The organism is Streptomyces sp. YIM 121038 (genome assembly GCF_006088715.1).
Lineage (GTDB): Bacteria > Actinomycetota > Actinomycetes > Streptomycetales > Streptomycetaceae > Streptomyces.
Genome location: NZ_CP030771.1, coordinates 8,429,904 through 8,452,803, shown reverse-complemented (window position 1 = coordinate 8,452,803; position 22,900 = coordinate 8,429,904). Strand labels below are relative to the sequence as shown.

The 22,900-nt window shown below is 70.4% G+C and carries 20 protein-coding genes and 3 pseudogenes; 5 read left to right on the top strand and 18 right to left on the bottom strand.

Translation table 11 applies throughout. The annotated features are described in order from the left end of the window. Positions 1–263 precede the first annotated feature (263 nt). Together C9F11_RS35325 and C9F11_RS35320 are read left to right on the top strand one after the other, a co-directional pair. Positions 264–1,091 carry a hypothetical protein gene (locus C9F11_RS35325; protein ID WP_138963393.1) on the top strand — a complete coding sequence of 276 codons (828 nt, stop codon included), beginning with the start codon at positions 264–266 and terminating at the stop codon, positions 1,089–1,091. Further along, positions 1,066–1,689: a TetR/AcrR family transcriptional regulator gene (locus C9F11_RS35320; RefSeq protein WP_249402016.1), complete on the top strand. Its 624-nt coding sequence runs from the start codon at positions 1,066–1,068 to the stop codon at positions 1,687–1,689. Before C9F11_RS35325 ends, C9F11_RS35320 begins: the two co-directional genes overlap by 26 nt. Before the next feature lie 38 nt (positions 1,690–1,727). Here the strand turns inward: C9F11_RS35320 and C9F11_RS35315 are convergent, their stop codons facing one another. Together C9F11_RS35315 and C9F11_RS48975 are read right to left on the bottom strand one after the other, a co-directional pair. Beyond that, positions 1,728–2,528: an SDR family NAD(P)-dependent oxidoreductase gene (locus C9F11_RS35315; RefSeq protein WP_138963389.1), complete on the bottom strand. Its 801-nt coding sequence runs from the start codon at positions 2,526–2,528 to the stop codon at positions 1,728–1,730. Between the two features lie 688 nt (positions 2,529–3,216). Next, a pseudogene (locus C9F11_RS48975) lies at positions 3,217–3,432 on the bottom strand (HNH endonuclease); the annotation flags it as partial. 713 nt (positions 3,433–4,145) lie between these two features. Between C9F11_RS48975 and C9F11_RS35300 the strand changes: the two are divergent. Further along, the gene (locus tag C9F11_RS35300; protein WP_138963387.1) at positions 4,146–5,084 is read left to right on the top strand and encodes a hypothetical protein; all 939 of its coding nucleotides are present in this window, start codon (positions 4,146–4,148) and stop codon (positions 5,082–5,084) included. Positions 5,085–5,230: 146 nt separating this feature from the next. On the opposite strand, the gene tuf is transcribed toward C9F11_RS35300, so the two are convergent. The 5 genes and pseudogenes from tuf to C9F11_RS35275 all read right to left on the bottom strand — a co-directional run. After that, on the bottom strand, positions 5,231–6,415 hold the full coding sequence (gene tuf / locus C9F11_RS35295; protein ID WP_249402015.1) for an elongation factor Tu: 1,185 nt from the start codon (positions 6,413–6,415) through the stop codon (positions 5,231–5,233). A gap of 66 nt (positions 6,416–6,481) precedes the next feature. Further along, positions 6,482–6,856 carry a carbohydrate-binding module family 14 protein gene (locus tag C9F11_RS35290; RefSeq protein ID WP_138963385.1) on the bottom strand — a complete coding sequence of 125 codons (375 nt, stop codon included), beginning with the start codon at positions 6,854–6,856 and terminating at the stop codon, positions 6,482–6,484. 218 nt (positions 6,857–7,074) lie between these two features. Next, positions 7,075–7,341 carry a hypothetical protein gene (locus C9F11_RS35285; RefSeq protein WP_138963383.1) on the bottom strand — a complete coding sequence of 89 codons (267 nt, stop codon included), beginning with the start codon at positions 7,339–7,341 and terminating at the stop codon, positions 7,075–7,077. A 154-nt stretch (positions 7,342–7,495) separates the two neighbouring features. Then, a pseudogene (locus tag C9F11_RS35280) lies at positions 7,496–7,660 on the bottom strand (pirin family protein); the annotation flags it as partial. Between the two features lie 377 nt (positions 7,661–8,037). After that, a pseudogene (locus C9F11_RS35275) lies at positions 8,038–8,526 on the bottom strand (methyltransferase domain-containing protein); the annotation flags it as partial. 20 nt (positions 8,527–8,546) lie between these two features. Between C9F11_RS35275 and C9F11_RS49720 the strand changes: the two are divergent. Continuing rightward, a complete protein-coding gene (locus C9F11_RS49720; RefSeq protein ID WP_269078108.1) occupies positions 8,547–8,678 on the top strand; it encodes a hypothetical protein in 132 nt (43 codons plus the stop codon). A 226-nt stretch (positions 8,679–8,904) separates the two neighbouring features. Here the strand turns inward: C9F11_RS49720 and C9F11_RS47640 are convergent, their stop codons facing one another. Further along, positions 8,905–9,051, bottom strand: a complete 147-nt coding sequence (locus tag C9F11_RS47640) for a hypothetical protein (protein WP_171075931.1) — start codon at positions 9,049–9,051, stop codon at positions 8,905–8,907. Between the two features lie 483 nt (positions 9,052–9,534). Between C9F11_RS47640 and C9F11_RS35270 the strand changes: the two genes are divergently transcribed. Then, complete coding sequence (locus tag C9F11_RS35270) at positions 9,535–9,735, top strand: ferredoxin (protein ID WP_138963379.1); 201 nt, start codon at positions 9,535–9,537, stop codon at positions 9,733–9,735. A gap of 297 nt (positions 9,736–10,032) precedes the next feature. On the opposite strand, the gene C9F11_RS35265 is transcribed toward C9F11_RS35270, so the two are convergent. The 10 genes from C9F11_RS35265 to C9F11_RS35215 form a co-directional block, all read right to left on the bottom strand. Continuing rightward, on the bottom strand, positions 10,033–11,142 hold the full coding sequence (locus C9F11_RS35265; protein WP_346347407.1) for a peptidoglycan bridge formation glycyltransferase FemA/FemB family protein: 1,110 nt from the start codon (positions 11,140–11,142) through the stop codon (positions 10,033–10,035). Between the two features lie 264 nt (positions 11,143–11,406). Continuing rightward, positions 11,407–12,738 (bottom strand): cation:proton antiporter, encoded by a 1,332-nt coding sequence (locus C9F11_RS35260; protein ID WP_171075930.1) that lies wholly within the window; start codon positions 12,736–12,738, stop codon positions 11,407–11,409. A gap of 459 nt (positions 12,739–13,197) precedes the next feature. Next, entirely contained in the window at positions 13,198–14,496 is a 1,299-nt protein-coding gene (dpgC, locus tag C9F11_RS35250) for a (3,5-dihydroxyphenyl)acetyl-CoA 1,2-dioxygenase DpgC (protein ID WP_138963374.1), read from the bottom strand. Further along, positions 14,493–15,167: an enoyl-CoA-hydratase DpgB gene (gene dpgB / locus C9F11_RS35245; protein WP_138963372.1), complete on the bottom strand. Its 675-nt coding sequence runs from the start codon at positions 15,165–15,167 to the stop codon at positions 14,493–14,495. The genes dpgC and dpgB overlap by 4 nt, the downstream gene beginning before the upstream one ends. Further along, complete coding sequence (dpgA, locus tag C9F11_RS35240) at positions 15,161–16,279, bottom strand: 3,5-dihydroxyphenylacetyl-CoA synthase DpgA (RefSeq protein WP_249402014.1); 1,119 nt, start codon at positions 16,277–16,279, stop codon at positions 15,161–15,163. Before dpgA ends, dpgB begins: the two co-directional genes overlap by 7 nt. Positions 16,280–16,445: 166 nt before the next feature. Then, positions 16,446–17,522 (bottom strand): alpha-hydroxy acid oxidase, encoded by a 1,077-nt coding sequence (locus C9F11_RS35235; protein ID WP_138963369.1) that lies wholly within the window; start codon positions 17,520–17,522, stop codon positions 16,446–16,448. After that, positions 17,519–18,625, bottom strand: a complete 1,107-nt coding sequence (gene hppD / locus C9F11_RS35230; RefSeq protein WP_249402013.1) for a 4-hydroxyphenylpyruvate dioxygenase — start codon at positions 18,623–18,625, stop codon at positions 17,519–17,521. The genes C9F11_RS35235 and hppD overlap by 4 nt, the downstream gene beginning before the upstream one ends. Positions 18,626–18,747: 122 nt before the next feature. Beyond that, complete coding sequence (locus tag C9F11_RS35225) at positions 18,748–19,947, bottom strand: cytochrome P450 (RefSeq protein WP_138963367.1); 1,200 nt, start codon at positions 19,945–19,947, stop codon at positions 18,748–18,750. A gap of 14 nt (positions 19,948–19,961) precedes the next feature. Continuing rightward, positions 19,962–21,698: a non-ribosomal peptide synthetase gene (locus C9F11_RS35220; protein WP_138963365.1), complete on the bottom strand. Its 1,737-nt coding sequence runs from the start codon at positions 21,696–21,698 to the stop codon at positions 19,962–19,964. Between the two features lie 94 nt (positions 21,699–21,792). Beyond that, positions 21,793–22,617: an alpha/beta hydrolase gene (locus C9F11_RS35215; protein WP_346347461.1), complete on the bottom strand. Its 825-nt coding sequence runs from the start codon at positions 22,615–22,617 to the stop codon at positions 21,793–21,795. Positions 22,618–22,900 lie beyond the last annotated feature (283 nt).

Here is a 22,900-nt window from a genome sequence, read left to right as displayed (position 1 = left end):
ATCGAGTTCCTGGACGACGACGGCCAATGGCGGCCCCTCCACAGCAGCACGAACTCCGGGTTCCACGGGAAGCCAGCGCTCGCCCGTGCCGTGGCAGAACGGATCCGCACAGTCCACGACGCCATGACCGCGGTCATGGCCGCCTCCGCGAAGGCCGTCCGCTCAGCCCTGGGCCGAGCGGGCCGGGCGTTCCGGGCCCGCCGCCGCCCGGACCGACCCGCCTGGCCATCCCCGTACGGGCCCGCGCGCAGGAGGCACCGTCCATGAGCCGCCGCAGCACCGCCGCGGAAGTCGGCGGACGTCTCACCGCCGACGGACACACCGGCGCCGCACACCGCCGCGATGGAGCGCCCGGCCACCGCGCCCACCAGGCCAGTCCCCGCACCGTCCCGCGCACCACAGGAGCACCGACGATGACCACGACCGTCACCCACCTCCGCACCATCGCCCTGCGGTGGGCCGACCTCGACGAAGCCGTCGGCGCCCCCGCGACCGCCGCGACGCTCGACGTCGGCTCCCGCGGCCACCTCGCCCGCCTCGACCAACTCGATCCCGAACGGCTGGAGCTGGAGTACGCGCGCCACCAGGCCGCCCACCTCCGCACCCTGGAACGCGGCCCCGACCAGGCCGGTGAACACCCCGCCCCCGTCCGCCTCGCCGTCCTCGACACCATGCGCGCCGTCGAGGACGCCCTCGTGGGCTGCGCCGACCAGACCGCAGCCGTCGTGCAGCGCTCGCCGAGGGCGTACGCACCGCGCTCGTGGCCGGCCGCAGACCGGGCCCGTCGCGACCAGCTCGCGCGTGCGGACGCCCTCGACCTGCGGCGGTGGCGGTACACCGGGTGCAGGACGGCGCCGTACGCCGCGCTGTGGCTCCTCGCCCGGGTCACGCGCGCCGCGGGCCCGTTCACGGCGCTGCCGGAGTGGGAGGAGCGGCGCATCGCGGCCGTCGCTGAGGGCGCGGCCGAGTGCGTCGAGCGGGCCCTGGACATCGCGGCGCGGCGCCGCACGCCCGAGCAGCGCCACCGTCGCGGGCCGTGCGTGGGCGCCCCGTATGCTCCTGACCATGAGCACCGCACCTCCCGCCCGTAGGCGTGACGCCGCCGCGACGCGCGAGGCGATCCTCGCCGCCGCGGTCGTGGAGTTCACCGAGCACGGGTACGCCGGGGCCGGGGTGCGCCGGATCGCCGAGCGGGCGGGTGTGACGGCGATGATGATCAACCGCTACTTCGGCTCGAAGGAGGGCCTGTTCGCTCAGGCCGTCGCTCGTTCCTTCGCACCTCCGACCGTCGTCGGCGACGAACGCACCGGCTTGGCGGGCGCGATCGCCCACACGCTCACCGAGCGCACCGCCTCCGGCGCGGAGCAACTCGATCCGTTCCTGCTGTTGTTGCGTTCGGCGCCGGATCCGGAGGCGGCGGGCATCGTCCGGCAGGGCGTGGAGGACAACGTGGGCGCCAGGCTGGCAGCGCTGCTCGACGGCTCGGACGCCGAGGTACGCGCACAGCTCGCCCTGGCGCTGGTCGCCGGAACGTGGCTGCTGCGCAGCGTTGTCGGTACCACCGCGCTCGTCACGGCCGATGAGGACGACCGCCTCACGGCCCTCCTCACCGGCATGCTCGAACCGGTGGTCCAGGAGGCGGACGGCACATCGGTGTCCGGGCCCGGCCCCGACGGCGCCGACGGCTAGCCGTCCGTCGTCGGCAGGCGGAGTGGCGGGGTGCGTGCTCAGAAGGCGGAGCGGACGAGTCCGCCGTCGACGCGGATCGTGGCTCCGCTGATGTACTGGGCGTAGTCGCTGCAGAGGTAGGCGACGGCTGCGGCGACCTCCTCGGGTTCGCCGAAGCGTTCCTGGTCGTTGGGGATGAGGGCCTGGACGGCGTTGGGCTGGATCTCGTCCCAGGTCCGGCCCCAGCCGCGGGCGGGCCCGATGCCGGTGACGAGGTCCCTGGTGGCCTCGACGAGGATCGCTCCGGGAGAGACGACGTTGGACGTGACGCCGGTGCCCTTGAGTTCGCGGGCGAGGGAGACGGCGAGGTTGTGCCGCGCGGCCAGGGTGGCGTTGTACTGGGGGTGGGTGTTCATCGGCTGTGAGGCGAGCCCGCCGCCGATGGTGACGACACGTCCCCAGCCGCGTTCACGCATGGCGGGGACCAGGTGCTGGATCATCCGGACGCCCGAGACGACGTTGACGTTGTAGGTGTCGCGCCACTCCTCGGGGGTGGCTTCGGCCCAGGACAAGTGGCGGTAGAAACCGGCGTTGTTGACGAGGACGTCGACGGGCCCGTCCGCGGTGGCGGCGCGGGCCACGTCGGCGGCGGCGCGGTCGTCAGCGAGGTCACCGACCACGGCGACGGCCGTCCCGCCGGTCTCTTGGATCTGCCGCGCGACCTTCTCCGTCCGGTCCTCGTCCCGGCCGTGGACCACGACGGCGGCCCCTTCGGCCGCCAGCAGCTTCGCGGTCTCCATGCCAAGACCCGCGCTCGAACCTGTGACGAGCGCGCGCTTGCCGGTGAGGTTGAGGTTCATCTCGTGTTCCCTCTCAGAGGCCCGCTTGCGGGGCCCCGCTCCGTGGTGCTGCGAGGTGTCCGGCACGTACGTATACAGCTGTAGACTTATGACAGGGAGAGACGCTCCACGGCTACGAGGGACGACAGTCGAGCCCGGACCGGACCGCGAGCATCGGTGAGGGCGGGCCACCTGGAAACGGGGCCCGCCACCGACAGGGAGAGCCGACGCCGCCGCACGGCACGGCAGTTCCCAAGCGGACGCCGGAGAGGGGCCCGGGGTCCGCGAAACCCTGGCGATGTTCGCGGACGACGTCGGCCTCTCCTACGACCAGGCCGCGGCGAACCCGACCGCTGGCACGCCGAGCTCGACACCGAACGACCGCACGCCGTCGACGAGGTGAGCGACCATCAGGAAACACGACCTCAACGAGCCTTCAGGACCTGGGACCTGGCGGCGCGAAGCACCAGGGGCAGGTACGTGCCCAGCGTGCCGTACGGACGGTGCGTGCCCGGACCACGGTGACCCGCGCGTGGCGGACGGCGGCCGCCCAGCTGGGTGAGCCCGCCGCGCTCGCCGCGCGACTTCTACCGGCGCGGCACCGGGCCGGGACCCGCGAGCGCGGCGAGGGCGAGCACGGATGCCGCGCCGGGCCGGGTCCGCGTCCAGCTCGCCCGGCTCCACCATCGCCATGAACTCGCGCTGAGCCTTCGCGATCGCCCGCGGCCAGGCTCCAGCACGGCTTGGTGGCCACCCAGGTCGCGGTGTACGTGCAGTGGTACGAGCCGTCGGAGGGCATCCACTCGGCCGGGTCCTTGTCGGCCTTGGACCGGTTGGAGGCGGCCGACACCGCGATCAGCGTGTCCGGGGAGCCCTGGTCGTTGGCGTAGGCCTCACGCCGCCCGGCGTCCCAGGCGAAACCGCCAGCTGGTGGGGAGCGTCCTTCGAGCGTGGCCGTGGCGCGGTCCGGCGCGGTGGCGGTAGCCGGCCTGGGGGATGAGTGCGAAGACGCCGCGGCCACCACGCGGCCGCCGGAAGGTGTGGTCTCCAGAGGATTGATCATCTCCGCCAAGGGCCCGTGAGGCGACGGGCGGTCAGGGCCGCTGCGGCCGGGACGTCCCTGGACCAGGGCCTGTCCGATGGGTTTCCAGTCTTGGAGCCAGGGGCGATGTTCGGACTACCTCGCGGTCCAGGCGTCCCGGCAGGGAGCACGAGTCGTACGGTGACCTCGTCCAAGGTCAAGCCGCATGGAGCGAGCCCATGAGCGCTAAAGCCGAGCAGCGGCTGCCGAAGGAACGCGACCTTGTGGTCAGGAAGCCGCCGCAAGGCTTCACCGGCCTTCCGGGAGAAAGCCCGCGAGGCCACGCTCCAGTTCGCGTCCCGGCAGCCCGGTTGATTCACCACCCGGCATCGAAGGGAGCAGACCTATCGGACAGGCCTTAGTCGGGTGCTCGCGGGGGCAGGGATGATCGCGTGACTGGGGTGAACTCGGTCGCGCGGGCGGGTTCTCTTGGTGCTCCTGCCTGCTGGGTTGCCGTCTTGGGGAGGATTCGCATGTCCGTGCACCGTCTGTCCGTCCGCTCTGTTTCGTGGCGAGCCACGCTCTCGGCCGCCTCTGCTCTGGTGGCGGGATGTGCCATGGTGATCGCTCTGCCGGGCCAGGCGTCGGCTGCGTCGATCACCTGCACCGTCAACTCCGTGGAGGTGTCGGGGCCGGTGATCTCCGGTACCAGCGGCGACGACAGGATCCTCTGTTGGGAAGGCGTCGTCCTCGGTACTTCCATCGACGCCGGCGCGGGCGATGACACCATCACCGTGCGGGGGGAGTCTCCCTCGGGCACTTTGGGTGCCAACGGGCAGATAGGCAACGACGGAACCATCGACGGCGGCCCCGGCAATGACATCATCTCCGTCACCGGCGGCCGAGGCGACGACGGCGCCGTGCGCGACGACGGCGGAAACGGTGGGGACGGCAACAACCGGACCATCCTCGGCGGAGGCGGCATCGACACCATCACCGTCACCGGCGGCAATGGCGGCCACGGCGGGCTCCGTGTGGGGGACGGCGGCGTCGGCGGTCACGGCAACGACGGCACCATCACCGCCCAGGGCACCGTGACCGCCACCGGCGGCCGCGGCGGCAACGGAACGGTGCCCAACAACCCGGACGCCGACGGGGGCGCGGGCGGCGACGGCAACAACAGCGACATCCACCTGCTCGGCCACCCGGGCAACCGGGCAGTGCTCACCGGCGGCCCCGGCGGGCACGCCACCGCCGCCGGTGAAGGCGGCGACGGAGGCCATGGCAACGACGGAACCACCGAGGTCGCCGGAACCGTGGACATCCGCGGCGGCAACGGCGGCAGGGCCGGACACCAGGGCTCGGAAGGCGGCCACGGAGGCGACGGCAACGACGACCACCTCCTCGTCACCGGCCCCGCCCTGCCCGCAGGCACGGTCCGGGGCGGCAACGGCGGCCCGGGACGCCCCGGCGGCGACGCGGGTCTGGGCAACGACGGAACCCTCACCGGCGACATCACCACCATCGACGGCGCCCCCGGCATCACCCTCCCCTGACCTGCTCAGCCAGGCATCCCGGCCGCGCGGCCGGGGTCGGAGTGGTGGTGTCCACACGGCCCTGGCCGTGGACCGGATTCGCACCGGCAGTGGCGGGTGGGCGCCCGGCCGGCAGGGCCCCCGCCCGCTCTCGCTGCCCGCCTGCGTCAGGCGAGAGTCCTGGCCACGATCCCGGAGCCGATCGTCCTGCCTCCCTCGCGCATCGTGAAGCGCAGGCCATCCTCCATCGCGATGGGGTGGACCAGGGTGACGGTCATCTGGACGGTCTCACCGGGCAGGACCGTCTCGACGCCGTCGGGCAGTTCGATGGCGCCGGTGACGTCGGTGGTGCGGAAGTAGAACTGGGGGCGGTAGTCCGTGGAGAAGGGAGTGGTCCGCCCGCCCTCGTCCTGGCTCAGGACGTAGACCTCGGCCTCGAACCTGGTGTGCGCGGTGACCGTGCCGGGCGTGGCGAGGACTTGGCCGCGGTCGATCTCCTCACGTGTGATGGCGCGCAGGAGCACACCGATGTTCTCACCGGCCCGGCCCTCGTCGCGGTGCCTGCGGGAGGCCTCGACGCCCGCGCAGGTGCTCTTGCGGGCATCCCTGAAACCGACGAGCTCGACCTCGTCACCGGCCTTGATGGTGCCGCGCTCACACCGGCCGGTGACCACGGTGCCGCGCCCGGGCACGGCAAAGACGTCCTCGATGGGCAGCAGGAACGGCCCGTCGACCGCACGCCCGGGGTCGGGAATGTGAGTATCGAGCGCCTGCGCCAGTTCGATGACCTTCGCCTCCGCCTCCACGTCCCCCTCCAGCGCCTTGAGCGCGGAGCCGCGGACCACGGGGGTGTCCTCAGCCGGGAAGCCGAACTCGTGGAGCAGGTCACGGACTGCCGTCTCGGCCCGCTCGAGCCGCTTCTCGTCCTCGGCCAGGTCGCACTTGTTCAGGAAGACCACAAGGGCGCGTACGCCGACGAGGTGGGCGAGCCGGATCTGCTCGCGGGCCTGGGACATCGGGCCGTCGGCCGCGGAGACGACCAGGATCGCGGCGTCCAGGTGGTCCACGCCGGTGAGCATGTTCTGGGCGTAGTGGGCGTGGTCGGGGAAGTCGATGTGTAAGTAGTGCCGTACCGGGGTGTTGTATTCGACGTAGCTGGTGTTGAGGGTGATCCCGCGGGTGGGCTCCTGCGGGGCGCTGCCGGCCTCGTCGACGGCGCGCACTTCCCCGCCGTACGTCTTGGCCAGCACCGCGGCAAGTGCGGCCGTGAGCGTCGTCTTCCCGTGGCCGGTGTCACCGATCGTGCCGACATACACGTGCGCCTTGGCGCTCTCGGACTTCCCCATGGACACGAACTTCCTCCTCCATACCTGCGGTGATTCGAGCCGACGCGCTGGGGCAGGAGCCCCCGGGACCGCTCAGGTGCGGCGCGAGCCGACGTTGTCGGGCCAGTCGCACTGGTAGGTGTGGATGTTGAAGACCAGACCCTCAGGGCACTCAAACCGCTCGGGCTGAAGCAAGGCGTCGCACTCGTAGAAGACAGCGGGATCGCTGTCGTCGGTAATCAGTTGGCCGACTTTGGTACAGGTCTCGGTCGGAGCCGCCGAGGCGGGCACGGCCAGGGCCACCGGCGCGACCACAGCAGTCACCACCAGGGCGAGCCCGGTCAGCAGCCGCCCCCGGACCCGCCGCCTCTGCCGGGCCGACGCCCCCGCCGCGTTCCCCAGCGCGGCACCGCCTCCCCGTACGCCTTCTGATGCAGCCCGCCCGCCGCCCGCAACACTGATCTCCACGGCCTTCCCTGCCTTCCTCACCTCAGCCTCACGACACCGATCAGCTCGGCGCCACGGGCATCCTGCCCACCCATCTCCCTTCATGACACACAGATTTCAGCCGCTCACAGACCGTTCCACCACTACCTCCACCGAGGGGCCAACACTGCTCGGAGGCGCCACGGCCTGGTGCGCGGCGAGCGCCCGGTGGAAACCCGGCGAACCCATCTCGCGGGTCCTCACCGGCACCTGCGGGGCATCCCGTGGCGGGGCCGGGCCCCCGGTGCGGTCCGGGGCGCGGCCGCGGCGCCGACGCGCAGGACCCGCACGGCGCACACCGCATCAGTACCGACCACTTCGTTGGCCGCAGCGACGATGCAGGCGGCGATCAGCCGCAGTTGGGGGGCGTAGGCCGGGGAGGCAGGGCACAGGTCCAACTGGCCGGTCTCCGGGCGGAAGGCGACCGCCTGCACGTGGTCGGGCAGTCGCGTGGCGATGGCGGCCACGATGTCCGGCGCCCGTCGACGCTGGAGTCATGCGCGACGCCGCCGAGGCCACCGGCGGGCGAAGGGAGGCCGCTTCCTCAGGGGTGAGGGCATCCGCCCTGCCGGGTGCCCTCACCCCCCACCCCGAGCCGCCGAGCACCCACATTCTCGCAGGTCAGCGCACGCGACCTCGCGGCTTCAACGCCACCGGCGGCAGCTCCGGGGCCGGGAGCGGTGCGCCGTCGTAGCCCTTCACCTCGCCGAAGCGCGTGCCCGTCATCCAGTCGGTGCGGGCCTGTTCGATGTCGGCCTGGGTGCGGCCGATGAAGTACCACCACACACCCAACTACAGGAAGATTTTCGCAGTTCAGAGCCATTTCAACCCTAAGAGGGTCAGCAAAAAGAGTGTCAGCAAAAGGTCAGCACCAGCCTCGAAAGGGGCAGCATCGCACGGGACCAGAAGCATTGGTTCGACGGCGGGCATTGCCTGGAGGAACTCCGAGCGCCGCGCTCGCCATGGCTGCAGCGTCCGCACCGGCTCGAGGTCGACTCGTGGTCTTCGGCGGTCCGCAGGTGGATGAGACGGGAGTACCCGACACAGGGCAAAACCCTCAGACCTTCGGAGAGCATCCACAACTCCGTAGAGATCACGGTCGCGCAGTCAGGCAGTGGGTTCACCCTGGGCTACGTGACAGGCGGGAAGTAGCGCGCGAGTACTCAGCTGGGGGCCAGGGCGATCGTCTGCCGTTCGCCGTCGGCGGCGATGCCGGGCAGGCTCGGCCAGCCGTAGGTGCTCCAGGGCTGGGGGCGGCGCTGTCCGCGCACGCGCATGAACCGCAGGGCGCAGACCAGCCGCCCGGCCCCTCCCCCGCGACCGTCCGCGGTCAGTTTCAGCAGCGCGTCGGTGCCGAAGGGGGTGGAAAGCGGCGTGATGAGCAGGCCCTGGGGGCGCAGCTGTTGGAGCCAGGCGGGCGGGATGCGGTAGACGCAGGCGGTGGAGATGATCGCGTCGTAGGGCGCGCCGGGCGGATCGCCCCCTTCGCCGTCCCCGGCCACCACGGCCGGGTGGCATCCAGCCTGGGCCAGGCGCGCCCGGGCCCGGTCGGCGAGCTGGGGGGCGATCCCCACCGAGGTGACATGGGCGGGGCCGCAGCAGGCGGCGAGCAGGGCCGTGTTGTAGCCGCTGCCGGTGCCGATCTCCAGGACCTCGCAGCCCGGGTGGGGGGTTGAGTTCGCGCAGCATCCGCATGGCCACGGACGGCGCGGACACCGAGGAGGTGAAGTCGCCCGCCGCGGGGCCGGTGGGCGGGATGCGGCCGTCGTCGAGCTGGGTGATCAGCGGCCGGTGCGGGGCGTAGACCGCGCTCGCCCACCCCCGAGCGTCCTGGCCCCGGTCGAGGAAGGCCCAGCGCTGCCGCGCATCAGTCTCCTCCAACCACACGCCATCCGGTACGAAGGCCTCGCGCGGCACGGCCTGGAACAGCATGCGCAGCCACGCGGCGCCGGCGAAGTAGCCCTGCTGGTCCAAGAGCTGTGCACAGTCGGCGCGCAGCACCGGGAAGTCGACGGCGGCTGTGGACGTGCTCACGCTTGGTCGCCGGTCCCGGGATCGGCGGGCGGCGACTGGTCGTCGTCCTGGTGGCCGCCTGGCGAGGGCAGCTGAAGTTCGGCGGGCTGCGGGATCTCCTCGGGATCCTGCAGCCCCGGGACCATGACCGTTGGGCTGGACACCGGCATGTCTCCTTCCCCCTGCGGCAAGGACGGCACCAGCGTCACCCCGCCAGGACCTCGTTGAGAAGACCTCGCGGCGGCCGGGACGACGAGGGCCGATTCAGCGCGGACCGAAAGGCCGCGCTAACCGTCGGACGCGAGCGCACACGAGTCGAGCGCACAAGGACCGAGCACACACGGGTCGAGCACACGCAGCTGCGGGAGGCGAGGGGCACCTTCACCGCGTCCTCCCCCGCCCTCACACCCGTGGAGTCTGCCGAACGGGTGCCGCCGCGCGGGCCCGCTGCGCTAGCACCGGCTCTGCAGCCGAGCGCAGGAGCAGCCATGGCGCACCTGACCTCCAACGACGACGAGACCGGGAAGCTGCGCGCCTCGACCCGCCCCGGCTGTGGCGGAGTAGTGCCGCTGTGCTCCAACGCCCTGCGACGAAGTCCGCCATCATGTGGTGACGGACCCCACGCAGAGAAACAGGTAAGGACCACGATGCGCGTTAAGGTCGACGTTCCCAGCTGTGTTGCCTCGGGGCAGTGCGTGATGCTCGCCCCCGAGGTCTTCGACCAGCGGGACGAGGACGGCACGGTCGCACTCCTCGATGACACTCCGCCCTCCGAACTCCACGACGCCGTACGCGAGTCGGCCATGATGTGCCCTGGGGCAGCGATCCAGGTCGGGGAGTCGTCGTAACCGCCACGCCCGATCGAGTCGTGATCGTCGGTGCCCTGGCTCGTCACCGATGAGTGTGATGGTGCCGGTGTGGCGGACCCCCGCCATCTCGGCTCACCTCGGGCTGCCGCTCCTGGGCGTACACCAGGCAATCGGGCGCCGCATCACCGTCCTCGGCGAAATGCTCGAACCCGGCGGCGACAGCGCGGGAGAGCGGGCGGCGGCGGGTCCGGTGGATACGCGGCCGCCTTGCCGCAGGCGATGTGACAGGTCGAGGCTCCCCTCGGGCGCGTCCCGACGAAGCCGCGGCTGTGTGGTTCAGCGGCCGCGCCGCCTCATATAGAGGTCGAAGGCCCGGTAGACCATCGGCCGCAGCGGCAGGTCCCACTCGCCGACGTACCGCGTCGCCTGACCGCCGGTGCCGACTTTGAACTGGACAAGGCCGACGTGCGGGTCGTCGGCGTCGAGGGTGGGGGTGATGCCACGCAGGTCGTAGACGTCGCAGCCGGCAGCGAGCGAGTCGCGGATCATCGCCCACTGGCAGGCGTTGGAGGCACGCACCTCGCGCTTCGCGGTGGAGGAGGCGCCATAGGCATACACAGCGTGGGCGCCGACGCGGACCAGGACCGTGGCGGCGGCCAAGTCGCCCTGGTGGCGGGCCAGGTAGAGCTTGATCCGCTCGGGGTCCTCGGCACTCAGCGCCGCGAACATGGTCTCGAAGTAGCGCAGCGGCCGGGGTGTGAAGCGGTCGCGCTCGGCGGTGTGGACGTAGAGGTCGTGGAATGCCTTGAGGTCCTCCGGACCCCTGTCGCCGACCGTGACCTCGACTCCCTCCTTGGCCGACTTCTTGATGTTGCGGCGCCACTGCTGGTTCATGCCCCTGAGCAGTTCGTCCTCGGTCCTGCCTACCAGCGGGATCTCGTACTTGAACTGTGGGTGCCCGACCCCGAACCCGTCCTCCGGGCTCTGCGGCAGCCAGCCGGCGCCCCGGAGCCTGCTGGCCACGCGGGCACCGACCGGGTCGGTCCAGTGGCCGGAGATTTCGGTGAGCCGTTTGCTGCCCGGGTCGGCGATGCCCTCCTTGACCTGGGCTGCGCTCCAGGTGTGTGTGCGCACCGGCGGGCCGAGCCGGATCGCGAACGCGCCGTGGGCCTTGAGGTGGGCCGCCAGTGGATCGAGCCAAGCACCGATGTCGCCGCTCCAGTCGATGACCGGGCCCTCGGGCAGATACGCCAGCGTGAAGCGGTCGAGCCTCGGCACGGGGCGGTGCAGGACGAGCCCAGCACCGACCAGACGCCGCCCCTCGAACCAGCCGAGGGACTCGCTGCGCCACTCGGTCTTGACGCCGCCCCATGCCGGGGTCTGCAGAAAGCTGACCGACCTCTGGGCCCGTACGAAGGCCATGTGCTCGGCGGCGGTGATCGGCATGACCACCGGTTTCACGGCTGTAGGTCGCATTGCTTCGCTGGGGAGGTTGAAGGACATGTCATCAGTCAATGTAGTGGGGTGTTGCCGGGGTGTATGCGATTCTCAATATGCCGACGATATGTCACCACCCGGCGGCTCAGGAGCTGGTTCCGGCCGCCCCCGGCCGGTGGCTCCACGGCGGGGAGCGGAATTCGGTCGATCCGCGCCGCCTCATTGGCCGGCCGAAGCCGCCCCGGCCACGTGCCTCCGGCGGGTACGCGCACATCAGTGCACGTCGGTTGTCGTCAGGGGGCGTGGTGCCGGCGCCGGAGGGGGCGCTTCGCTGCCGAGGTGCAACTCCAGGTGTCGCGGGAGCGCCCGGCGGTACAGTGGCAGGACCGCAGCGCTCGTGATGACGGCGACCATGACGAGAACAGAGAACACCGGCTTGGTGATCAGGCCCTGCGCCAAGCCGATGTTGATGAAGACGATGATCATCATGCCGCGGGCGTTCATCAGCCCTCCCACCGCGAAGGCCTCGCGCCAGCTGAAGCGGAGTTTCTTCATGGCCAGGGCGCTGCCGAGGTACTTGCCCGCGAATCCCGCCAGCAGCGCGGCGACGCCGAACAGCAGGGTGGCGGCCGAGAGGCTCCGCAGGTCGGTGGTGAGGCCGGACAGGGCGAAGAAGATGGGCAGCAGCAGCGTGGAGACGGTGTCCATCATCCGGCTGTGCAGCGCTTGGCGGAACTGCGGGTCGCGGGGCATGGCCAGGCCGGCGATGAAACCGCCGAAGACCGAGTAGATCCCGATCAGGTCGGTGAGGTATCCGCAGACGATCGGGACGATGACGACGACGTACATCACGCCGGGACTCAGCGTGCCCTGTCGGCCGACGTGCCGCGCCAGCGGCCGCAGCAGCCGGGACACCCCGAGCAGCATCACGACGGTGAACAGAATGCTGTAGCCGATCATGGGCAGAGCGTCGGCGGCCCCGGAGCCGGTGTGCACAGCCGTCAGCGTGGCCAGGAAGCACCAGGCCGCCGCGTCGTCGATCGAGGCGGCGACCAAGGACAGCCGCCCCAGGCGGGAGTTCTGCAGACCCCGCTCGTACAGCATGCGGGCCAGCATGGGGAGCGCTGTGAGGGACAGCGCACCGCCTACGAAGAGGGCGAACTCCCACCGGCTGACGTCCTCGCGCGAGACGTCGTCCCACATCAGCAGGCCGACGAGACCGCCGAGGACGAGGGAGGGCAGGAACCCCGAGACGGCAAGGACCGCCGGGTGGTGCTTGCGATCGGACTCCTGCCGGCCGTGGTCGAGACCGGCGCCGACGAGGAACATGTAGAGGGTCAGCCCGATGGTGCTCAGGACGTACAGCACCGACCGTGCCTCCGCCGGGAAGACATCCGCCTGGAGGTCGGGCGCCAGCCAGCCGAACAGGGTCGGGCCCAGCAGGATGCCGGCCACGATTTCGCCGAGCACCCGCGGCTGTCCGAGCACGACCGCGAGCCTGCCGATCACGGCCGCCGCGAGCAAGATGACCGCCAGTGCGGGAAGCACGTCGAGCGCCAGTTCGAGGTTGCTGTCGCGCACGGCCAAGGACATGTGGTCCTGCATGGGAATGGAGTCCCCCTGAGTCGGATGCCAAAGGCTGTCGTCAGTGACGGACCGGACAGAGAACAGCGAGGGATCGGCGTCTGCCCTGGTCGCACGCCACATCAGGTCGAGGGCCGCTGTGCGCGGCCTGGGCGGCTGCCGCACGTGCAACAGGGAGCGGAGGCAGCACCGTTGGGTCTCCGCCGTCTCAGGGCGGCCCGCTCCTTGATGTCCACGTCACCGAGAAGGCCCGCTCGCCCGCACCGGTCGGCACCGCTACCCGCACGTCCGGGTTGGCCTCGGCGCTGCTCCAGATCTCGCCGAGGCCGACGTGCGGGGCCGGTCGAGGGCGTTCAGCGCCTCGGGCCGGTCAAGGGTGACACGGGCGACACGGACCTTCTTGGCATACCGGTTACCGGCTACCGGCTACCGGCTACCGGCTACCGGCTACCGGCCTGACGTACCGGATGACGGATCCAGTCATGTCCGCCTCGCGGCGAACCCGCCCACCTTGTCGATGACATCGGCGCCGTACAGCCGCAGCGCCTGCTGGAGCGCGAACTCTGCCATGTAGCGGCGGAACTCCTCGGGCGGCTCGTCGGACAGATTCAGCATCCGGCGGTTGGCGAGCACCGCTTCCCCGCCCAGCCGTTCCAAGGTCCGCTCGATGGCAGCGTCCAGGTCGGCAGGTTCGGCGACCTCATCGACGATCAGGCGGGCGTCCGGCTCGCTCGCCCACAGCCGTCGGCCACCGAGGATCACCTGCCGGGCAGCGCGCGGGCCGAGCGACCGGGTGAGGCGGAAGTTCGCGACACCCGGGATGATGCCCTCCTTGGCCGCGGGCAGGCTGAGGAAGGCGTCGGACGCGGCCAGCACGTGGTCGAAGACGAGCAGCAGCTGGGCGCCGCCGCCGATCGCGAACGCGTCGACGGCGGCCGCCCACGGCTTGGCCGCGTACGGCGGCCGCCAATCGCCGTCGTCCAGGCGGAGCCCGCGAACGATCTTGTTGATGTAGCCGAGTTCGCGGCGGAGCAGGAACCCGACGAGCGGGATGTCGCCCGACGACAGGTACTTGAGATTGATTCCGGCACTGAACACGCGCCTGCCTCGGTAGCGCGGATGGCTCATCTCGCCGCCGCGCACGAACCCGACCTTGACGCCCTCGTCAAGGAGCGCCAGGTCGACCGCGGTCTCCATGTCCTCGACCTGCTGCTCGTCCTCGGCGTTGAGGCGGTCGTCGCGGCACATCGTCAGGTGGGCGACGCCGTCGCGCCGCTCAAGGCGGACGGCCTCGGTCTCCAGGAGGCCGGTCCGCTGGAACTCCGGGAGCAGTGCGAGCGCCCGCGCGGTCGGTCGGAGCATCGTGTCGACCAGGTGCGGGCCCGTGACGGGCGAGCCGAGCACCGCTCGCAGGAAGATGCCCTGGTCGATCTCTCGGCCTTCCTTGTCCGCCTGGACCCGCGACCGCTCGTCCGCGAGCTGTGCCGCTGTCGGGACCAGGCCGGGGAAGACCTCGGCGGCCTCCGTGACCAGGGCTTCGATCCGCAAGTCGCGGCCGTCGGTGAGCCGGGCGTAGACCTCCTCTACGTGCTCGGCCAGGAACCGCTCGCGCAGTCGGCGCACCTCGTCCTGGGCGGCGGCGGCCTCGGCCCGCTGGCCGGGGGTCCGTCGAGTGGGCTCGGGCAGGGCGGCGAGCAGGTCGTCGACCCGCCCGGCCGCCTTGTGCAGCGTCTCCCCGGCGGCGGCGAGACCGCTCGGAAGGGTGTGCGCGATCGTCATGCGGACGGTCCCGTTCGGCGCAGGGTGCGGTCGCAGGCAGCGAGGTGCCTGCCGAGCGCGTCCTCGAAGGTGGTCGAGCCGGCTTCGAAAATCAGCTGCCTGCGAATCGCCGTCTCCGTGCCGTCCACGGCACCGGCCGCCTCGGCCAGGGCAGCCAGCGTCGTCGCCGGATCGTCGGTCACCTCGTCGACCAGGTTGAGCGCGAGCGCGCGGTCCGCCTCGATCGGAGCCCCGAGCAGCACGGCCCGCCGGATGCCTGCCGAGCCGGCCTGCTGGGTGAGCCGGTGCACGGTCATCCCCGGCCAGGTGGCACCGCCTGCCCAGGAGGGCAGCAACCGGGTGTCAGGGGCTGCGATCCGGACGTCGGCGGCGAGGAGGACATCCAGCGCCGTTCCGGCGCAGTCGCCTGACGCCACCGCGACCGTGAGCCGGCCGAGCCGTTCGAACCGGCGCACCACCCGTTCCCATTTGGAGACCACGCCGACTGTCAGCTCCGTCGCCCAACCGGCTGGTGGGACACCCGTGACGTGGATCGTGACCGGGCCGGATTCCCGATGGTCCTCGGCGCGGTCGCAGAGATCGCCCATCTCCTCGATGGACTGGGCCGACAACGGCCGAGTGCCGTCCAGACGCAGCATCAGTTCGCCATCCGTTTCCCCGCGCATCACCATTGGATCAGCGCCGTCTCGATCGAGGAGCCGGGCCCCATGGTCATCAGCACGCCGTAGTCACCGGGCCGAGCGACGTCCTCTTCGGCGAGTCGCTCGTAGGAGAAGATGAAGGAGCCGCTGGAGAGATTGCCGTAGTCGCGAAGCACACCGGTGGTGTGCCGAGCGTCGTGCCGACTCAGGCCGAGGTTGACCACGACGGCGTCGATCACCTTCTTGCCGCCGGAGTGCACCAGCCACTGGCTGATGTCGCTGCGGCGCAGCCCCGTTCCGGACAGCAGGCGGTCGACGACGATCTCAGCGTGCGCGCCGACCACGTAGGGAATCTGCGGGTCGAGGAAGAAGCTGAACCGGTCCTGTGCCCGGTCCCATTCGTAGCGCATCGCGTCGATCGCGTCGGTGATGATGTAGCTCGCGAACTTCAGCACGCGTGGGCCGGGCACCCTCGCGTCACCGGAGGTGACGGCGAGGGCGGCGGCTCCTTCGCCGAACAGACTGTTGACCACCGCGGTCCGCATCGTGCCGTCCAGGGCATACGCGGCGGAGCACGCCTCGCTGCACAGGACGACACCGAGTTCACCCGGGTGTGCCGCGGACCAGCCCGCGACCACGTTGAGCGCGTTCAGACCCGCGTTGCATCCCATGCCCACGATGTCCGAACGGCTGCAGTGCGGGTCTATACCGAGTTCACGGATGATCAGTGCGCTCAGGCCGGGAGTCAGATAGCCGGTCGAGGTGACGCAGCACAGGTGACGCAGGTCCTGAAGACTCGATCCCGCCGACTTCAGGCAAGCCTCAAGCGCACTGCACCCCATTTCGACAGCGATCTTCTTGTGTTTGTCCAGCAGATCACCCTGGGGTTCGGGTACGCGCACTCCGCCAGGGCCCTCCGGCGGAAGCGTGAGAAAGCGCCGATCAATCGCGCTGTTGAGGAAGACCGATCGGATTCTCGGATCCTCGATGTCGAGGATTTCGAGCAGCTCGGATTGAGAGTACGAGGTGTCGGACACCGCGGTCCCGACCCCTGCGAGCCTGGTGATCTCGGTGAGTCCGGTGAGAGCGGAAAGATCCGCAGCCGGAGCAATACTGATAGTCATCGATACATCCAGCCCCATGTCCTGAGCTTGCTACGGCGTACTGGCCTTATCTGTGACGCGGTCATCAATCTCACCTTTCGCAGGTTCAAATGGACACTGTGAACGCGGCTTGGCCGCCTCGTGTTGGCGGGGGCGGGCATTCCCGAGGCATCAGATGCCGGACGCCAGCACCTCTCGCGGAGCATCAGACATACCGGGGCCCCCTCGTGCTCAGCCGGCCGGCCGCGTCCACCGACTCGCAGCCCGCCAGGCCCATCGCGTCCCGGAGTTCGGCGGCGAGCAGTTCGAGCACCTGTCGAACGCCGTCCTGACCCGCCGTGGCCAGCCCCCACATGACGGGGCGTCCGACCAGCACGGCCGACGCGCCAAGGGCGATGGCCTTGAGGATGTCTCCGCCACTCCGGATTCCCCCGTCCATCAGCACCTGACAGCCGCCGCCGATCGCGGCGGCGATCTCGCCCAGTACCTCGACTCCGGGCACGGCACCGTCCAACTGACGGCCCCCGTGATTGGACACCACGATGCCGCTGACACCCGCCTCGACGGCACGGCGTGCGTCCTCGACAGCGAGAATCCCTTTGAGCACCACCGGCAGATTCGTGCGCGCGCACACCGCCGCCACAGAGTCCCAGTTGGCCGGCGCGAACTCGCGTGCGGTGTGGTCGGCCACGGCCGAGACCCCTCGGGCTCGGCGGTGCGCGGCCGCGGATGCTTCGAAGTTGGCAGCCGTCACCCACTCCGGCAGCGCGAAGCCGTTGCGCATATCACGCAACCGCCGCCCCATCCACGGCACATCGACGGTGAACACGATCGCCTCACAGCCTGAGTCCTCCGCCCTGCGTACCAACTCCAGAGACCTTTTCTGGTCCCGCAGCCAGTACAACTGGAACCACGGCCGACCACCGACGGCAGCGATCTCCTCCAGCGGGACGCTGCTCATGGTGCAGATGGTGTACGGCACTCCGGCGTCCCGGGCCGCGCGAGCCGCCGCCAGCTCGCCATCGGGATGGAACAGCCGCTGGTACGCGATCGGCGCGACCCCCATCGGCAATGCGGCACGCTTGCCGAGGACGTCGGCCCGGGTGCCGCTCTCGGTCAGGTCACGCAGCACCCGGGGCACCACGAAGGTCCGCTGGAGTGCGGTGCGGTTGGCCACCAGAGAGGCCTCGGTGCCGCTTCCCCCGGCGAGGAAGTCCCAGACCTGGCCGGGGAGGGCATCCCGGGCGGCACGTTCGAAATCGGCGAGGCGAACGTATGTCATCGGCGGACGGCACCAGGCTCGCTCTGGCCGGTCCGTCCCAGTTCCACGGCTTCGTACAGGGCCTTGATGTTGGCGCTGCCAAAGGTCTCCGCCCCCTGCCTCTCGATGATCTCGAAGAAGAGCGTCCGCCGCGGATGAATGGAAGCAGTGAAGATCTGGAACATCTGGCCGCCGTGATCCTCGTCGGCGAGCACGTTCGTAGCCCGCAGATCGTCCAGTTTGTGCGTCTCCAGCGCGATCCGCTCACCGAGCATGTCGTAGTAGGCAGCCGGCGTCTTCAGGAACTCCACCCCGCGCTGGGACAGCGCCCGGACCGAGCGGACCGCGTCGTCGCTGGTGAATGCGATGTGCTGAACACCAGCCCCGTGGTGCTCCTTGAGGAAGTCGTCGATCTGGCCCGGGTCGGCACTCCCATCAGGCTCGATCAACGTGAGGGTGACCGCTCCCGACGCACTCTGCACGACGATGGAGTTCATCGCCTGATCACCGACCACGATGTGTTCCTCGAAGATCTGCCGGAACCCCAGTGCCCGCTCGTAGAACTCCACGGTGGGGCCGAGGTCACCCTCGCCCAGGCAGACCGCGAAGTGATCGATTCCGAGCAGGTCCACGTCTCCCCCGCGATGGCCGTTCGCGTGCGGCGAGGCAGTGGTGTCATCACTCTGGACCAGGGTGTGGACCATATCGCCATAGGCGACGATGGCGGCCGTGACGGCCGGTCCGTCCGGCTCCGCTTCGTTGAGCCGCGCCGGCTCTCGCACAGCGACGGCCCCGCCCTGCACGGCAGCCTCGAAAGCGGCGGCCGCGTCCGGAGTACGCAGCGCGATATCGGCCACACCGTCGCCGTGCGCCTGGAGGTAGATCGTCGCCGGATGACGATCCGACGTCGGTTCGGTGAGGACCAGCTTTATCGACCCCTGGCACAGCGTGACGCTCCGGTGATCCGCGGAGCGGCTCGTACCGGTGACGGCGAAATCATATTTGTCCACCCAACCGAGAGCGGCCTCCTCGAGATTCCCGCAATACATTTCCACGTAGTCGATCTCGAAATTCTGCACAGCGCTCAAGACTTCCTCCATGAAATGGAACGGATAGCTGCCCATTCACAGCATGACTGCGAGTTACATTCGCTTCAACGGTGTCCGTTTGACGTCGGCGCGCCGACGGCGCGCGGTCCCGGAACGCACTTCGCTTCGCACGGAACGATCCGGCGGACCCCCCCCGCTCAACGCCCCGTGAATCGCACCGGGAGTTCCCGGTACCCCTGCACGGCGATCGCGCGCAACCAGGTGGGCTCCCGCACCAGTTCCACCCGTGACACCCGCTCGGCCAGCACGCGCAACACGACCGACAGCTCGATCCGGGCGAGTGCGGAACCGAGGCAGTGGTGCACCCCGTGGCCGAACGTGATGTGCCGATTGGGCCTTCGCCCGGGGCGGAACGCGTCGGGGTCGTCGAACACGGCGGGATCCCTGTTCGCGGCGGGCAGCCACGCGACCACCGGCGTGCCGGGCAGCAGGTGATGGCCGTTGACCGTGACCTCGCCGGTCGTCACCCGGAGCACGTGCATCGCCGGCGAGGTCCAGCGCAACACCTCCTCCACGACGGTGTCGACGTCCGCGCCCCCGTCGCGCAGGTCGGTCAGCAGGCCGGGCACCGTGGCGAGCGCGTGCACCGCACCGGTGATCGCGTGCCGGGTGGTCTCGTTGCCCCCGATCAGTACGTTGTCGCAGTTGAGCAGAGCGTCGTCGGTGGTGAGGCTGTCATCTGCCACCAGCGTGCTGACGAGGTCGGCGCCGGGGCGCTCGCGGCGTCCGGCGATCAACTCGTGGAAGTAGACGAGGATCTCGGTGTGTGCCTGACGCGGCGTCATCCCGTCGAACCATTCGTCCGCACCACCGAACGCGTGATTGGTCAGCTCGATGAGCAAGTCCTGGTCCTCGGCCGGTACGCCGAGGATGTCGCACACGACCGCGGCGGGGACGCGTGAGCCGATCGCCGGGGCCACGTCGCACACCCCGCCGTCGAGCGCCTGGTCGAGCACGCTGTCCACCTCGGTCCGCACTCGCTCCGCGAGCCCCTGCGCAGCCGCTCTGGAGAGCAGCGGTCCTACCAGCCTGCGCAGCCTGCGGTGCTGCTGCTGTTCGGAGACGACCATCATCCGGCCGCCCGAGGTGTCCGGATGGTCACGGTCGAACCCGATCATCATTCCGTACTCGGAGGTGAACGGCGCGGTGGGCGCGAGGACCGCGGCACATGCCCGGTGCGAGAACACGGACCAGAACCCGCCCGGCGAACTGCCCGGTTCGCTCCACACCATCGCGTCGTCCGCCGCGAGCGCGCGCCAGCGGGTGTGCCGGTCGAGCGTCGTGTACAGATCGGGGTTGCCGAGATCAACCTCTTCGGCGGCTTTCGTCATCCGCATGGATGGTCTCCAGGTCACGTCGGTGCGCCGTCGAGCACCTTGGCGAGTTGTGCCACGGTCGGCGCGTTGAAGAAGGCCTGCACTCGCAGCCGCACGTTGAAGCTCTCGCGGATGCGGGCCACCAGCCGAGTCGCGAGCAGCGAGTGGCCGCCGACCTCGAAGAAGCTGTCCTCGACGCCGACGCTGCTGACGCCGAGCACTTCGGCGAACAACGTGGCCAGGAGGGTCTCCGTGGGCGTGTTCGGCGCTCGCCCCGCTGTGGCGCGTGGGGCGCTCTCGGGCTCGGGCAGGGCGGCTCGGTCGACCTTGCCGTTCGGCGACGTCGGCAGCCGCGGCAGGTCGACGACCACGTCGGGTACCAGGTAGGAGGGCAACCGCCGGCGCAGCCGGGCCAGGAGGTGTTCGACGGCCACCGGCGCGCCCGCCGTGGCGACCACATACGCGACCAGCCTGTTCTCGTGCTCGATCACCACCGCCTGGGCCACCCCGTCCACGTCGAACAGGGCAGCCTCGACCTCGCCCGGCTCGATCCGGTGACCACGGACCTTCAGCTGGTCGTCGGCGCGGCCGACGAAGACGAGCTGGCCGTCCGATCGCGCCCGCACCCGGTCGCCGGTGCGGTACATGCGGGCGCCCGGACCGCCGAACGGGTCCGGCAGGAACCGCTGCGCGGTCGCCGCCGGTCGGTGCAGGTATCCGCGGGCGAGGCCGGGGCCGGTCATGTACAGCTCACCCACGTCCCCGTCCGGGACGACCCTCATCCGGTCATCCAGAACGTACGTACGGACGCCGGTGATCGGCCTGCCGATCGGCGGCGTTCCCTCACCGGTCAGCGGCTCGCTCGCGGTCACCGCGACGGTGGCCTCGGTCGGGCCGTACGCGTTGATCATCACGCGGTCGGTGGCCCAGCGTTTCGCGACCGGTGCCGGGCACGCCTCACCCGCGACCAGGAGGGTCAGCCCTGCGGGTAAGCCGCCGGCCTCCTCCAGCGGCGTCAGCGCGGTCGGTGGCAGGGTGATGTGGGTGATGCCCTGGTCACGCACGAGCCGGGCGAGCGGCTCGCCCGGGACCAGGTCCGACGCGGGAGCCAGCACCAGACAGCCGCCGGCCAGCCAGATCGGCCAGAACTCGGCGACGGAGGCGTCGAAGCTGGGTGACGCGAACGCCAACAACCTGCTGTCCGGCAGTTGCCGCTGGCGGCGCACGTAATCGGCGGCCAGGTTCGGGATCCCGCGGTGCGTGACCAGCACGCCTTTCGGTCGTCCGGTCGAGCCCGAGGTGTAGATGACGTACGCGGGGTGGTCGGGGAGCAAGGGGCTGAGCCGGTCGTGGTCGTCCAGGTTCGGCTCGCTCCGGGACGGCTCCCGTTCCACGCGCAAGACCGCGGGAGCGCCGGCCACATCCTGCCCCGGCAGGGACAACACGCAATGCACTGACGCGTCGTCCAGCATCTGCCGCCTGCGTTCCTCCGGATAGTCGGGGTTGACGGGCACGTACGCGGCACCGGCCTTGAGCACGGCCAGGACCGCGATGACGAACTCGATCGACCGCGGCATCACCGTGGCCACCAGCCGTTCCGGGCCGACGCCGTGCTCGACGAGCCGGCGCGCGAGCCGGTTGGCCTCCCCGTTCAGCTCGGCGTAGGTCAGTGTGGTGTCACCCATCGCAGCCGCCGGCCGGTCCGGCATCGCCGCGGCGGTTGCCTCGAACAGCGCGGGCGCCGTGGACGGCAGCTGGTTCACGCCGGTCATGCTTGTCCCTCCGCGGCTCCACGGGCATCCGCGCTCGTGTCGACGGGGTGCCTGGCACGACCCGGGTGACTGGCGCGGGCTGACTCAAGGGGTGTCATGCGGTCTTCTCCCATCGCGCGCGGGACTCGGTGCGGAGGAGCCGGATCAGCTCGCGGTTCACCGCTTCCGGGTTCTCCAGGTAACCGAAGTGCCCGCACCCGGGAATCGTGCGGTGCGTTGCGCCGGGAATCGCGGCGGCCAGTTCCCGTCCGGCCGCCGGCGGCGCCACGAGGTCCCGCTCGAACGAGACGACGTGGCAGGGGACCTGGATCCCGCGGTAGGCCTGGAGGCGGTCGGGCAACGCGCTCAGGAGCAGCTGAGCGCGGACTCCCGGTCCCTCCATGCCTGACGCCTCGAGCAGGTCGAGCCAGTCGGCGGTGAGGTCGTCGTCGGTGAGCGTCGCGGGCCCCAGGTTGAGCAGGGCTCGAACGGCGGCGAGGTACCCCCGCGGCAGCTCGGTGACTCGTTCGATCAGTTCCGCCTCGGCCTCCGCCAGCACCCGCTGGACGAGACTGCTCCTGCCGCAGGCCGCCATCAGCACGACCGTGTCCAGCAGCTCGGGGCGGGCAAGCGCCAGCTCCTGCGCGATGTACGAGCCCATCGAGGTGCCGACCACGCGGCACGGCGCCGCGCCCAGGTGCTCGATCAGGGCGGCCACGTCCGCGACGAGGTCCTCGATGGTGAACCCGTCCGTGCCGGCGTCGCTGGGCGGAATCCCGCGGTTGTCCATGGTGATCACGCGAAACCCGGCAGCGCGGAACGCGGGCACCTGGTGCAGGTTCCACACTGAACTCGGCGCCCCGGTGCCGGTCAATAACAGGACGGGCGAAGCGTCGCCTTGGTCGTGGTATGACAACCGAATCCCGTTCTCCGTTGTCATCAACATGCCGGTCCTCCCCCGCTCGCCGCACGTCCACTGCGCGGCGGATTTCTCGTTTCCCGCAACGGTTGTGTCATCGCCAGATGCTGTGGCATGCGTGCGACCGTACCTTCGGATATCGAGCATCTGAAAGAGCAGCCATAGACATCCACCACTTCCGGCACGCTCGGCACACATCAGCGAAAATCGCCATCAATTCGCGTCCACGGCCGGCGCTTGACATCTCGACCGGGTATGGAAAACCCTTGCATTCATGGATTCATACGGTCTTTCTACTCGCTTG

Excerpts from the sequence above, each read along its gene's own strand:
- C9F11_RS35325 (WP_138963393.1), top strand. The coding sequence starts at position 264 with ATGAGCCGCCGCAGCACCGCCGCGGAAGTCGGCGGACGTCTCACCGCC.
- C9F11_RS35320 (WP_249402016.1), top strand. The coding sequence starts at position 1,066 with ATGAGCACCGCACCTCCCGCCCGTAGGCGTGACGCCGCCGCGACGCGC.
- C9F11_RS35315 (WP_138963389.1), bottom strand. The coding sequence starts at position 2,528 with ATGAACCTCAACCTCACCGGCAAGCGCGCGCTCGTCACAGGTTCGAGC.
- C9F11_RS35300 (WP_138963387.1), top strand. The coding sequence starts at position 4,146 with ATGGTGATCGCTCTGCCGGGCCAGGCGTCGGCTGCGTCGATCACCTGC.
- C9F11_RS35270 (WP_138963379.1), top strand. The coding sequence starts at position 9,535 with ATGCGCGTTAAGGTCGACGTTCCCAGCTGTGTTGCCTCGGGGCAGTGC.
- C9F11_RS35265 (WP_346347407.1), bottom strand. The coding sequence starts at position 11,142 with ATGCCGATCACCGCCGCCGAGCACATGGCCTTCGTACGGGCCCAGAGG.
- C9F11_RS35260 (WP_171075930.1), bottom strand. The coding sequence starts at position 12,738 with ATGCAGGACCACATGTCCTTGGCCGTGCGCGACAGCAACCTCGAACTG.
- dpgC (WP_138963374.1), bottom strand. The coding sequence starts at position 14,496 with ATGACGATCGCGCACACCCTTCCGAGCGGTCTCGCCGCCGCCGGGGAG.
- dpgB (WP_138963372.1), bottom strand. The coding sequence starts at position 15,167 with ATGGTGATGCGCGGGGAAACGGATGGCGAACTGATGCTGCGTCTGGAC.
- dpgA (WP_249402014.1), bottom strand. The coding sequence starts at position 16,279 with ATGGGGCTGGATGTATCGATGACTATCAGTATTGCTCCGGCTGCGGAT.
- C9F11_RS35235 (WP_138963369.1), bottom strand. The coding sequence starts at position 17,522 with ATGACATACGTTCGCCTCGCCGATTTCGAACGTGCCGCCCGGGATGCC.
- hppD (WP_249402013.1), bottom strand. The coding sequence starts at position 18,625 with ATGGGCAGCTATCCGTTCCATTTCATGGAGGAAGTCTTGAGCGCTGTG.
- C9F11_RS35225 (WP_138963367.1), bottom strand. The coding sequence starts at position 19,947 with ATGCGGATGACGAAAGCCGCCGAAGAGGTTGATCTCGGCAACCCCGAT.
- C9F11_RS35220 (WP_138963365.1), bottom strand. The coding sequence starts at position 21,698 with ATGACCGGCGTGAACCAGCTGCCGTCCACGGCGCCCGCGCTGTTCGAG.
- C9F11_RS35215 (WP_346347461.1), bottom strand. The coding sequence starts at position 22,617 with ATGACAACGGAGAACGGGATTCGGTTGTCATACCACGACCAAGGCGAC.